The 11,774-nt window shown below is 46.6% G+C and carries 12 protein-coding genes; 5 read left to right on the top strand and 7 right to left on the bottom strand.

All coding sequences use genetic code 11. The features are described from left to right. On the bottom strand, nt 1-304 hold a 304-nt coding region (locus tag VN429_RS02645), incomplete at its 3' end, for a hypothetical protein (RefSeq protein ID WP_325629500.1). A gap of 246 nt (nt 305-550) precedes the next feature. Between VN429_RS02645 and VN429_RS02640 the strand changes: the two genes are divergently transcribed. From VN429_RS02640 to VN429_RS02630, 3 genes are all read left to right on the top strand, one after another. Further along, entirely contained in the window at nt 551-1,483 is a 933-nt protein-coding gene (locus VN429_RS02640; RefSeq protein WP_325629498.1) for a magnesium transporter CorA family protein, read from the top strand. A 123-nt stretch (nt 1,484-1,606) separates the two neighbouring features. Continuing rightward, complete coding sequence (locus VN429_RS02635) at nt 1,607-2,212, top strand: hypothetical protein (protein ID WP_325629496.1); 606 nt, start codon at nt 1,607-1,609, stop codon at nt 2,210-2,212. A 9-nt stretch (nt 2,213-2,221) separates the two neighbouring features. Then, complete coding sequence (locus VN429_RS02630; RefSeq protein WP_325629494.1) at nt 2,222-2,431, top strand: helix-turn-helix transcriptional regulator; 210 nt, start codon at nt 2,222-2,224, stop codon at nt 2,429-2,431. 86 nt (nt 2,432-2,517) lie between these two features. Here the strand turns inward: VN429_RS02630 and VN429_RS02625 are convergent, their stop codons facing one another. From VN429_RS02625 to hmgA, 3 genes are all read right to left on the bottom strand, one after another. Continuing rightward, on the bottom strand, nt 2,518-4,584 hold the full coding sequence (locus tag VN429_RS02625) for a M13 family metallopeptidase (RefSeq protein WP_325629492.1): 2,067 nt from the start codon (nt 4,582-4,584) through the stop codon (nt 2,518-2,520). 142 nt (nt 4,585-4,726) lie between these two features. Continuing rightward, complete coding sequence (locus VN429_RS02620) at nt 4,727-5,650, bottom strand: carboxypeptidase-like regulatory domain-containing protein (protein ID WP_325629490.1); 924 nt, start codon at nt 5,648-5,650, stop codon at nt 4,727-4,729. A 65-nt stretch (nt 5,651-5,715) separates the two neighbouring features. Further along, nucleotides 5,716-6,921, bottom strand: coding sequence for a hydroxymethylglutaryl-CoA reductase (NADPH) (gene hmgA / locus VN429_RS02615; RefSeq protein ID WP_325629488.1), 1,206 nt, complete (start codon nt 6,919-6,921; stop codon nt 5,716-5,718). A gap of 40 nt (nt 6,922-6,961) precedes the next feature. On the opposite strand from hmgA, the gene VN429_RS02610 reads away from it, so the two are divergent. Continuing rightward, complete coding sequence (locus tag VN429_RS02610; protein WP_325629486.1) at nt 6,962-7,873, top strand: class I SAM-dependent methyltransferase; 912 nt, start codon at nt 6,962-6,964, stop codon at nt 7,871-7,873. 44 nt (nt 7,874-7,917) lie between these two features. Here the strand turns inward: VN429_RS02610 and VN429_RS02605 are convergent, their stop codons facing one another. Both VN429_RS02605 and VN429_RS02600 read right to left on the bottom strand, forming a co-directional pair. Beyond that, the gene (locus VN429_RS02605; RefSeq protein WP_325629484.1) at nt 7,918-8,304 is read right to left on the bottom strand and encodes a hypothetical protein; all 387 of its coding nucleotides are present in this window, start codon (nt 8,302-8,304) and stop codon (nt 7,918-7,920) included. A 39-nt stretch (nt 8,305-8,343) separates the two neighbouring features. Then, entirely contained in the window at nt 8,344-10,050 is a 1,707-nt protein-coding gene (locus tag VN429_RS02600; protein WP_325629482.1) for a PEGA domain-containing protein, read from the bottom strand. Between the two features lie 116 nt (nt 10,051-10,166). Here VN429_RS02600 and VN429_RS02595 point away from each other — a divergent pair, with 116 nt between their 5' ends. After that, nucleotides 10,167-10,493, top strand: coding sequence for a transcriptional regulator (locus VN429_RS02595; protein ID WP_325629480.1), 327 nt, complete (start codon nt 10,167-10,169; stop codon nt 10,491-10,493). Nucleotides 10,494-10,516: 23 nt separating this feature from the next. Here VN429_RS02595 and VN429_RS02590 read toward each other — a convergent pair. Further along, nucleotides 10,517-11,774 (bottom strand): PAS domain S-box protein (locus tag VN429_RS02590; protein ID WP_325629478.1); only part of this gene is annotated, 1,258 nt, incomplete at its 5' end.

Genomic DNA, 11,774 nt, shown 5'->3' with positions numbered 1-11,774 from the left:
TATTAATCGTATCTCCACCTACCGTTTTATCCACTATTAGCGTACCCGATGAGCCAGAATATGACTGAAGAGGGATAAAACTAAATGACCCTCCTGATGAACTTGTTTTAGTTCCAAGAGGGATAATGCGTTGAATGAGGAGATCGAGACGATTGGTTATAATAAGATTGTCGATGTCGAGTTTTATGTTCATAAACTCATCTTTCACTGAGTCCATGTGGGAAATTTCGGCATCTCTCCCCTGGAGTGGTACTACATAGAGCAGGTACATGGAGAATAGTATACTAAGCAACGCAACTATCATCAGGAATCCGATAACCTCGGACAGCCCACGCTCCTTCGTACATCCCACCATCGAATGTGTTACTGTTTATCTTCAAGGTTCATGAACCTATTGCGAAATTTTTCCGGGTTTTCGTTATGTTAATATGGATTTGGATCTGGGTTCTGATGAATTAAAACCTTATTCTGATTTCAGGTCTGATTTGCGGGTGAGAGCACATGAGATGACTATTAACCCCATCCCGGAGATCTCAGTACAGGCATTTTTATGATCACCCAGTACATCACCACAAGCGATGGCCTCACCGAGATAGAGGACTTCAGGCCGGGATGCTGGGTTAAAGTTGTCAACCCGACTGAAAAAGAGATAGCATACCTTGTTGGCCAGTTTGGGATGCCCATTGATTTCCTTACTGACCCACTTGATGTTGATGAGCGGGCCAGGTTTGAGGTAGATGAGGGAAATACCCTGATTCTTATCAGGTCGGCACGACGAGAACCCGAAGAAGCGGCAATTCCATACATTACATTGCCGATTGGCATTATTCTTACCCAGGATCTCATCATCACCGTCACTCTCACTGAAGTTGATGTCATGGAGGAGTTTTTGTCAGGTTGGGTGAGAAATCATGATACCAGGCAGCGTACCCGGTTTGTTCTGCAGCTCTGTTACCGTACTGCACTCCGGTTCCTGCGATATCTCAAGGAGATCAATCGGATGACAGGCGTCATTGAGCGTAATCTCCACCGTTCAACCACCAATGACCAGCTCCTCGGGCTTTTTAATCTACAGAAAAGCCTGGTGTATTTCACAACATCACTCCGGTCAAACTCCCTGATGGTAGAGAAATTCTCATATCAAAGTGTGCTTGACATGACTGATGAGGAGCATGATCTCTATGAAGAGATGGTAATTGAAAATAAACAGGCACTTGAAATGGCAAATATTTATACATCCATCATCACCGGTATGACCGGGACCTTTGCCTCGATCATCAACAATAATGTCAATGTGGTGATGAAGCTCCTCACCAGCGTAACAATTCTTATTGCGCTGCCGACAATGATAGCCAGTATTTATGGCATGAATGTGCCCCTTCCCCTTCAGGAAGCACCGCATGCCTTCATTTTTGTCATGGGAACTGCCCTCAGCTTGTCTGCAATCGGGTTGTTTGTCCTCATTCGGTGGAAAGTTCTCTGATAATCCTGGAATGCTTTTCTTTTCTCAGGTGGATTCAGGTTTCCATATTTTCATGATCATAGGTCAGGTAGCCTGAAGGGACATGTGAGAAAAATATAACTCCTGTGATCTCGAACACACATTATGCGAGAAATTTCTAACATTCCTCGATCTGCATTCACCCATCGCCGAATCATTACCTCAGTCGGACTTCTTGTATCGGCAGTTATAATCACCTATTCTTTTGTATCTCTAGCGAATGGAGATCAATCAGGCGATATCCTCCTCTGGCTCGGTCTTATCGCTGCAATCACTCTTGTTATTTACGCTCTCAAAACCGGAAAAAACAGGATGATTCAGTATGGCGTCATTGGATTTGGTCTGCTTCTGGTTGCTTCAGGGCTCGTAACAGTTTTCATAAAAAGTCTTCCCGGTAATGGGATGCCCACTCCATTGATGATAACCGGACTTATTGCTGCAGGAATGATAATCATCATGCTTGGTGTCAGGATGAAAGAGAGAACCGGGGACATTGGAATACAGGATGAACGAAGTATGCGGATTGGAACGTATGGCATCTCTTACTCATGGTACCTGACATTCCTGACTATCGTCTGTATTGGATGGCTTTCCGGTTTAAAGGTTATCTCAATTGATGGAGCATCAATCTGCCTCCTGCTTATCATTCTGATGCCGGTAAGTGGCATGATCTTTCAGTGGTACTTCAACATGAAGGGCGATGTCTACTAAGGAGAATACATGTATACCCGGATAAAAGAATTTCGTGCCCGTTTTGGATATACGCAGGCAGACCTTGCTGCCCGGGTCGGGGTCCGGAGAGAAACCATAGTCTTTTTAGAGAAAGGCAAGTATAATCCTTCACTCAGGCTTGCCCGTCAGATTTCTCAAGTACTCAATACTTCAATCGATGAACTATTTCTCTTCGATGATGAAGAGAACTCCCTGTAAAACCTTGTTGGGATTACCTTGTCTAGAAGATGGTAGGCCAGGATGGTTCCCCAATTGGATAATTCCCCCGGTTCTTCTCAAAAAAATTACCAGACTCTTGCTCTGGCGGTATCGTTCCTATACAATTTGTCTCCCGGACTTATCTGCGGGAATGCTGCATAGAATTCATCAAGGTTAAATGGAATTGCGTTTACCCTGTACTTATTCCAGGGATGCTCTTCTATCAGCACCATATTCCTAAGTTCCTCATCCCTGATTGTGCCCCTCCAGGCCTGGGCATACGCAAGGAAAAACCGTTGTTCATCAGTAAATGTGGATGGAGAATTTGTATTATTCAGGTTCGGGGATGAGTTAGCATCAGATATTCCTGTTGTTTCATTTCCGGCTCGCGTGTTCTTCCAGGCATTCCAGGAAATAACGATTCCACCAAGATCTGCAGCATTTTCAGGCAGTGTCCGGGTTCCGTTCAGATAGAGATCTGGAAGTGTCTCCATCTGATCAAATTGTGCAACCAGTGGTGCTGTAACCTCGGCATATCGGGCGGTATCATTTTCATTCCAAAGGAAGGTTTCATTCCCGTCCTTCACGAATTTTCGGAGTGGAGAATCAAACCCATGAGTTAGTTCGTGCCCGATGATAGAGCCGATAGCCCCGTAATGTTCGGCATCATCTACTGATGGATCATAGAAAGGAGGCTGGAGAACTCCTGCAGGCAGGACGATCTTGTTTCTGGTCGTATCGTAGTAAGCGTTCACTGAGTGTGGTGACAGGTACCAGGTATCAGGGTTTGATGGTGTGTCAGCTATCTGCAGACTTGCTCTGTAGTAGTAGCAGGTGATATTGAGAACGTTTTCAAGGTATGAACTGTTCGAAACCTCAAGATTTCTGTAATTCCCAAATTGATCGGGGTACCCTATCTGAATCCCCATTGAATCGAGTTTCTCTGTTGCATTCTCACGAGTTTCAGGATCCATCCAGGTCAGGTTTGCAAGCCTGGATCTCATGGTACTCTTAAGATTCTCTACGATCTCTTTGACATGTTCCTTCTCTTCTGGAGTAAAATATTGCTCTACGTAGAGTTTGCCGATGACGCCGCCCATCAAGGAATCCATGGTACCGATAACCCGCTTCCATCTCGGCTCCATCTCTTCCTGACCTGAAAGGACCTTACTGTTAAAGTTGAAGTTCTCCTTCTCATATGCCTGGCTGCTGTACGGGGCTGCAAACTGCAGAACCTTAAAGGTCAGGAACTTTTTGATGTCATTAATTGGCTCCTCCTTGAGAATATTTCCAACTTCACGGACATACAGAGGCTGGTACATATCGATGACCGAGAGATCTGTCCTGTTCACAGAAATGAGAAGACCATCCCAGTCAATTCCGTCAGTCACCTCGGACAGACGTCGAACAGGGCATGGGAAGTACCTTCGATCAGGTTTTCCGTACCCGTGGGAGGGGGCAGAAGCATTGGCGAGTCTTGTCTCTATTCGCATCACCTTTGCAGCATCGATATCAGCCTGTTCTGGTGTCTCATTATTAAGTACAAACATCCGTGCGATATGACCTTTGAACTCATCTCTTACCCTCTCGCTCTCAGTGTCGTTCCTGAAATAGTATTCACGGTCAGGCAGGGACGTTCCACTCTGCTCTATTGTGGCAATCAGCATACTGCTGTTTCCAGGATCTTCATCTGCATAAAATGAGAAGAAGGGGGCAATACCGAAACCCATCAGGTATGTAGTCAGATTCCTGATATCGTCGCGGTTTTTAGCTTTTGCTATCTTCTCCAGTTCAGGCCGGAGTGGTTCCATTCCTACTTGATCGGCACGATCCTGATCAATTGCAGTCGTATAGAATGTACCAACCAGAGGTTTCTCATACCCATCGTTTCCTGGATTTTCTGCCGCATCTTCGATTATTGACCTGACCCGGTCATCAACCGACTGCTGCACTTCAGTGACAGAACTATACCAACTCAGGTCTGAAGGAACGGGATTTCGCTCCATCCAGTTCCCGTTAGCGTACGTGAAAAGATCGTCGCCTGGTTTTACAGAAAGATCCATATCATCTGGATTCAGGGCCGCTACTGGTCCGTTCAGGATGAGAAGAACAAGAATCATCCCGTAGACAAAATATCTAAAATGTTGTTGCATGAATTTTTTATCTCCGATAACTGGAAGGGAAATTGACAATTTCTGGCTTACCATATCTGAAAATACGTAATAGTGAGGTTAATGGAGGAGTCATTCTGCATTTCTTATAGATACTGTTTGGTGAGTGAATGGATGAGCCTCTCTATGCATATGAAGTGAATGTGAGAATGTTACTCTCTGTTTCCTGGTGTTTACTATCGCCGGCATATTTTGCAACAAGTCCTGTCATATTTACGTATTTCACAAATAAAGTGAATTGAAAACTGCCATCAGCCCCTGTCTGAGTAGTATCAAGCGGTTCAGTTGAAGATGCCCCTAGGTAACTAGTCTCATCTATAGTGACCGTTGCTCCGCTGATTCCGTTATTATTCATATCTGTAAGGACGCCTGATATCACAACCTTGTCACCGACAATGGGCATTGCGGTGTTGGCAGAGATTTCCAGGAGGGTCGGGATAGGGGTTGAAGGATTGCGGGTTATCATCGGAATGACGGTCTGCACCGGTGTGATCCTCTGGGTCACAACTGGTTTAACTACCGGTTCTGTGCTGTTTGAAGATGTGAATCTGATAAATTTTGAGATTACCTGGTTATCTCCTTTTTTGGCAGTAACTCTGAAGAGAATAAGGTCCTTGTTTGCAGTCGGGACCGACCAGACAAATATACCGTTTTCGTCAGGTGTGATTGTGGCAAGATCTTTGAAATCTGAATCATTTGATCCCTTCCCTTCTATTGTGACTGTATTACCTGCTTGCGCGCCACTCATATAACCAATGATCAGGTTCGTCTCCTTACCACTCAGTGTTGAGATAAATGGTGAGATGGTAACCTGGATCTTTTGTGCGGCAGTCCCTCCTGCGGGTTCAATGGATTGGGATGAATCCTCTTTAGGCTCTAGGGTGACCACCGGAAATATCCCCATCCCAACAGTGGGAGTATTCTCAAAATCCCAGTTATCATTTTGGCCGATAACACCGGGAATGTCATCTGCATATGCTGGAGAAAGAACCAGCAGGATAAAAATGAGAGAGATGATTAAGGTGATATTCAATATTTGAAGACCCATGGTCTGCCTGCTCTTCATCAGGAGAATGTTGAGAGCACTACCTGAATAAGTTGTTGAGGACCCGCTTATCTGCCTAGTTCCTTGTGTGCTCTTGCAAGATGCTGGGCAGCCTGTGCTCCAAGGAGCGAAAGTTCACCAGCCAGTACTCCGACAGCAATAATCTCAGCAAGTTTCTTTGCATGTGAACCTGGTGGATCTCCTCCTCCGGAAACACCGAGAATCTTCAGGCATTCGGCCTGAGTTGCAACTCCTGTCCCTCCTCCCACGGTGCCAACCGGCAGAGCAGGAAGCGTCACTGAGACATACACCCCATCCGGTGCCTGATCGATGGTGGTTATACAGAGCGATCCTTCAACGACATGGGCCGGATCCTGCCCACATGCGATGAAAATGGCTGCGATGATGTTTGCAGCATGTGCATTGAACCCAAGAGATCCAGCCCTGGCCGAACCAACCAGATTCTTACGGGTGTTTACTTCAAGAAGTGAAGATGCGTTGGTCTTAAGGATGGTTCTGATCTGATCATCGGTAAGTTTAACCCCGGCGGAGACTGTCTTTCCTCTTCCAAGGACGACGTTTACTGCTGCCGGCTTCTTGTCAGTACAGAAGTTACCTGAAAGTGCCACCAGCCGTGCATCGGTCTGCTGACAGATCAACTCAGCCGCTTTCTCGCTTGCGATGGTGACCATGTTCATTCCCATTGCATCTCCGGTAGTGAAACAAAATCTGATAAACACAGAAGTCCCGGCCGTAGTGATCTGAATATCAGTCAACTTCCCATGTCTGGTGGTGGCCTCAGCAGCCTGCCTGATCTCATCCTCATGAGTCTTGACAAAATCCACAACTTCTCTGGCGTGAACCACACTGTCCGTTGCAAAGACCGGTGCACGGGTCATACCATCAGAGAGGATCCTCACCTCTGCACCTCCTGCTGCCGTAATGAGACCGCATCCCCGGTTCACTGATGCCACGAGTGCACCCTCGGTTGTTGCAAGCGGAAGGAAATACTTGCCACTTGCATACTCCCCTGAAATAAGAACCGGCCCGGCAATACCGACTGGAACCTGCACTGTTCCTATCATATTTTCGCAGTTTCGTTTCACAACTGAATCGAGATCTATTGAACAGTCTCCGATCCTGGGGAGGGAAATACCGGTCTCCTCCTCAACAAATCGTCTTCGAACCTGTACCGCCTCGCCAGGGGGGAGTTCCTTCTCAAGAGCATAGAGTTTGAGAGACCCGTCCCGGATCCTGCGGAGGTAATCGTCCATGCATACCTGTTTGTACCCGAAGTGCAATAACAGCTGATGAATGGGGAAGCAGCAGTGGTGTCTGCGGGTGAACCGGCAGGGTGCTGAAACGGTAAGAAGGACTCTTCTTGAAGAGAGAACACTTGATAAGAGCCTAAAGATTAGATCTGATGGCGATGAACTACTCTTTCCGGTCATCCATGAGTGTTCAGGATCGGTCATGGCAGAGTTTGAAGAACTTCATCAGCGTGTTCCCCTTCCAAGGCATGAACTGATAGGAGGGATAGCTATCCTTGCTGAAGATGATCCTATTGGTGCTGCTGCTGTTCTTGTCGAGCGTCCGTCCGTCCATACTGCTCTTATTGCAGAAAGTGCAGTGGAAGGTGAGTTCAGGACCAGGCGTTTTCGCGTTCTTGCAGGTGATGAGACAACGTCCACGATCCACACCGAATACGGCAAAACATTTCGGATAGATCTGGAAAAGGCATACTTTTCTGCACGGCTTGCTTCAGAGCGCCAGCGGATTGTGACAATGATGAATCAAGGAGAGGAAGTTCTTGATATGTTTGCAGGTGTAGGTCCCTTTGCTGTCATGATTGCTGAAAAAGCTGGTACAGTCTGGGCATGCGATCTCAATCCTGATGCTGTCTCCCTTCTCATCGAAAACATTGCCCGTAATCGTGCCTCAAATATCATCCCTGTCCTTGGAGATGCTGCTAATTTGCCTGAAGTTTATGGAAGACGATTTGACAGGGTGATCATGAATCTTCCACTCATGGCTGAAAGGTTCCTGCCAGCAGCTTCACGTCTTTGTAGGCCTGGTGGTATGATACATTTTTACTCACTTGTAGAGGATGGTGATGGAGATTCACCAGTTTTTCACCAGATCCCGATCAAATCAATGCAAAAGCGGTTTGTCAGATCCTATTCACCAGGTAGATCCCATATGGTCTATGATATCATCGTGGAATGAAATGAGATTAAATCTCATCCATTTCTGAAACTGTACGGCCGGTATTAGTAGTAAGTTCCTGATTTCTGGGGTACACACTGTTTGCACAGGATTGAGATACTCTGTGCAGCGGTAGAGGAAAGGCCGAGGCTTGGATCGCCTGATTCATTCTGAAGCGTCTTATAATCGCTCTGCGCCCCCTGTTTTAACTGGAAAAGTTTTCGTGCCGAGAGTTCTCCACCCCTGCGGGTTTGATTCTCTGATTTCTCATTGGTATTCTGCAGTATTGTTGTGTTGTTTACTTGGGTTTCAGTGGTTATCGGGTCATCAAATGAGATGAGTGCATATTCCCTGACCTGATAATTTTCAGAACTGTTCTGCTCCTCTTCAGCAGCCATGATCGGCATGATGAGCATTCCGAATAGGATGAGAAGGATAGAACCTCTGATCATACCTAATCCATAGGAGGTATGGGAAAATGAAGGATATGGTCAGGTCTGCCTAAAGCGCCTGAGAAGGAGTGCTCCAACACCCAGACCTATAGGTACTAGAATTACTGGCAAAGGAGACTGGGTTGGAACCGGGGTTGCTGTTGGTTTCTGCGCAGGGGTCATGTTCACTGATGCGGTTGTGGACATTCCTGCTTCAATGCGAACCTGGTTGATATAATCCTGGTACTCATCCATTTTCAGGGTCAATCCATATTGGCCGGATTTTACTGATGAGAGTGTCAGAGGGGTTATCCCTATATAGAGATTGTCGAGAAGGACCTGAGCACCTGCAGGAGACGAGCTGACGCTCAATGTTCCGTTCTGGGATGAAGGGATTACTGGTGATTTCAATTCAACCTGTACAGGAGTCACCTGTCCGGCAATCACTGTGATGGTTGATGAATATGTCTCATGTTGAGGTGCAGTGAGTGTTATCGTGTACACCCCTGGTGTGATATCAGTCAGGTCAAGTGATCCTGAAACCGGGGTGACGCCTTGGTAATCAGTATTTAAGGAAACAAAAGCTCCTGGCGGAGTGCTTGAAACTGCCACCGATCCTGTAGTAATCTCTGGCGGGGTTTTTACCAGGGATTGTCTAATACTTGTCTGCTGCCCAGCTGTAATAAGGACCTGCTGGCTTACTGTCTGATACCCTGATAATTGCAGTTTCACTGTATGATATCCACTTTCAAGGTTACCCACCTGCTGGGGAGTCTGACCCTGCCATATGTTATCAACTTTGATATCAGCCCCTTGTGGTTCTGAATCAACAAATAATGTTCCAGTTTTCTGGTATCTTGTAAGAGGGGCATATATCTTCGGCTGGGCGTTGGCATTTACCTGGACCTGGGTTGTATATTGATTATATCCCTCTTTACTTACCGTGACCGTGTGCATCCCTGTTGTTACCTGATTGAACGTGCAGGGAGTCATGTACTGGGTACCTCCATCAAGAGTAGCCAAGGCCCCTGAAGGGTCAGAGCTAACATAAATACTACCATATTGGGCCAGGGGTACAAGTGTGGCCAGTATTGGGTAAATCTGTTCTTTTCCTGGATTTGAAGAGATATGTTCTGTGTAATCACGATACCCACTCATGGTGACACGTATGTCATGGGATGGAGTTGCTGTAGTCGTGATCTTAACCAGGACAGGCGTACTTCCATAATAATCAGTGTCAACATATGCGTCTGCACCCTGGGGGACTGAATCGATCTTAAAAAAACCCGAGTCCCCTCCTATGCTGGTAGGTTCAACTGTGATGGTTGGTTGAATCTTTACAAGATAGGCAGTCCGATAGATCGTATCTCCTTGTCCTGGGTTTTCTGATATGTGATCAGTCCAGTCCTGATATCCACTCTTTGATACCCGAAGATTGTGTGATGGTGTTCCCGTTGAGAAAAGTCTGATAAGGGCAGGGGTTACTCCCTGGTTCGAGCCATCAAGAAACACATCTGCACCCTGAGGATCAGAATCAACTGATAAGAATCCTGAATCTCCCCCAATCCGTGTTGGTTCAACAGTGAAGGTAGGTTCTGAAGTCGGTTGATCTATTGGGCCCACAGTAAATGGGGGTTCATATCCCGGATCAAATGGGCGCTCCTGTGTTCTGACCTCAATTGGAATAGCATTGCTCTCGGCGAAACAGATCCAGCATGTACTGATGTACAGGATCAAAAGGACTGTAGTATACAGATACCGGTTCATACCGTTTTCAAACCTCGTAATGTTGAATTTATAGGATTTGTTATGAAACCTTCGATTGAGATTTGCCATTCACGCTGTGATTATCCTTATTAAATGGAATGTCCATGTGTACTCACATGGAGAAACTCCCCTGCGAGGATATTGTCTGGGAATCACTTCCTGCCATTCGGGCAGCAATTGCAGCGGAGATGGTTGCAACTGGTCTTTCACAAAAGGAGGTTGCCACCATCCTGGAGATGGCACCGTCTGCGGTATCACAGTACCTCTCCGGCAAACGTGGTTACCGGATTGAGTTCACTGACGAAGTAAAAAAGGCTATTGCATCCCTTTCATACGATCTGCGCGATGGAAAGGTAACAAACCCTGCATCACGAATCTGTGCTATCTGCACACTTATCAGGGGTACTCCCTCGTGCGGTGCCTGTGATGAGGGTGAGTCGTAAAAGATCCAATGAAAAATGGTGGTTCAGGGTTCCCGCCAGATGAGAACAACCATGCTGATTTCTCCGGTGTGATCCGGAACTGTGGCGGATGAGAGGATCACTTTCTTTTTTCTCCCTCCTTTTGCTCTTATTGTATATCTGATATCACGAACTGTTTTCCCCCGGACAGCATCGGCTATCACGTTCAGTTCACTGTTCAGTTCTGGTGGGATGATGGTAAGAGCGGATCCTCCGAGCAGTTCTTCGGCAGGATAACCTGTAATGGTCTCTGCACCCTGGTTCCATGTGAGGATGGTTCCCTGAAGAGTAACTGTTAGGACTCCTTCAGCTATCGATGAGAGAAGAACTGAAAGAAGGGCAGATGCTGATCCACCCTCCTGAAGACCGGTGATATCGCGGGTTATACCAAGGATCTGTTCAACTTTCCCGGACTGATCGGGCACCGGATAGAGTCTTTGATCAAGCCATCTGGGATTCTGCTGATCTATCATAACCGGGAAGACCTGGCGATGCGAAGCAGATGTTTCAGTTACTGTCTCCACTGAGTCACGTATTATCTGTGATGCCTGTTTGTCAAAAGGTTCAAGGAGATTTGATCCGACTAATTCATCCCCTCTTCCATCAGAAGCCGTATACCCGGGATTAGCATACTGAATTGTGTAATCTGGAGTAAAGATACAGACCTGCTCCCAGGTCTCTTCAGCAAGTGTAAAAAAGAGAAAATCACTAATCCGACGTTTTTGTTCAGCTTCTTTCCAGTCTGTTATATCCTCAAGGATGAACGTATGCCCGAGCACCCCGTCATACATCACCATATCAGCGACTGTCATCCACAGGTGTCTGGGCCTGGCATCTGCGTGAACACGAATCTCATCGGTGAATGCAACATCACGATCTGGATTTGTGATTCGTGCTCTCATCTCTGAAGTCAACCCCTGGATTCCCAGAAGATCCAGAAGGTTCCTCCCGATGAGATCATCCTCATCAGAACCAAGCAGATCGAGAGCAGATAAATTTATATTTACTATCCGGTATCGATCATCAGTCTGGATCACCGCATCTGAAAGGTAACTGAGCACGCGGGTGACCGGAACCCTGGGAGCTAGGAAGTATAATTTCGCTTTTCCGACATTTCTGACATCGACCACACCGGAGAGATACATGAGTTCCAGGTATTTTCCAACGGTATTTCTGGACATATGAAGATCAAGGGCGAGCTCAGAGACTGTCATCCCCTTCTGGTTCTCTTTGAGGATCTCCTCTATGCTCGCAATATAATAT

The sequence above is a fragment of the Methanospirillum sp. genome (genome assembly GCF_035560735.1).
Classification (GTDB): Archaea; Halobacteriota; Methanomicrobia; order Methanomicrobiales; family Methanospirillaceae; genus Methanospirillum.
Note: the sequence above shows the minus strand (reverse complement) of the source record. Positions and strands in the feature narration are given on the sequence as shown.

Excerpts from the sequence above, each read along its gene's own strand:
- VN429_RS02640 (WP_325629498.1), top strand. The coding sequence starts at position 551 with ATGATCACCCAGTACATCACCACAAGCGATGGCCTCACCGAGATAGAG.
- VN429_RS02635 (WP_325629496.1), top strand. The coding sequence starts at position 1,607 with ATGCGAGAAATTTCTAACATTCCTCGATCTGCATTCACCCATCGCCGA.
- VN429_RS02630 (WP_325629494.1), top strand. The coding sequence starts at position 2,222 with ATGTATACCCGGATAAAAGAATTTCGTGCCCGTTTTGGATATACGCAG.
- VN429_RS02625 (WP_325629492.1), bottom strand. The coding sequence starts at position 4,584 with ATGCAACAACATTTTAGATATTTTGTCTACGGGATGATTCTTGTTCTT.
- VN429_RS02620 (WP_325629490.1), bottom strand. The coding sequence starts at position 5,650 with ATGGGTCTTCAAATATTGAATATCACCTTAATCATCTCTCTCATTTTT.
- hmgA (WP_325629488.1), bottom strand. The coding sequence starts at position 6,921 with ATGGACGATTACCTCCGCAGGATCCGGGACGGGTCTCTCAAACTCTAT.
- VN429_RS02610 (WP_325629486.1), top strand. The coding sequence starts at position 6,962 with ATGGGGAAGCAGCAGTGGTGTCTGCGGGTGAACCGGCAGGGTGCTGAA.
- VN429_RS02605 (WP_325629484.1), bottom strand. The coding sequence starts at position 8,304 with ATGATCAGAGGTTCTATCCTTCTCATCCTATTCGGAATGCTCATCATG.
- VN429_RS02600 (WP_325629482.1), bottom strand. The coding sequence starts at position 10,050 with ATGAACCGGTATCTGTATACTACAGTCCTTTTGATCCTGTACATCAGT.
- VN429_RS02595 (WP_325629480.1), top strand. The coding sequence starts at position 10,167 with ATGGAGAAACTCCCCTGCGAGGATATTGTCTGGGAATCACTTCCTGCC.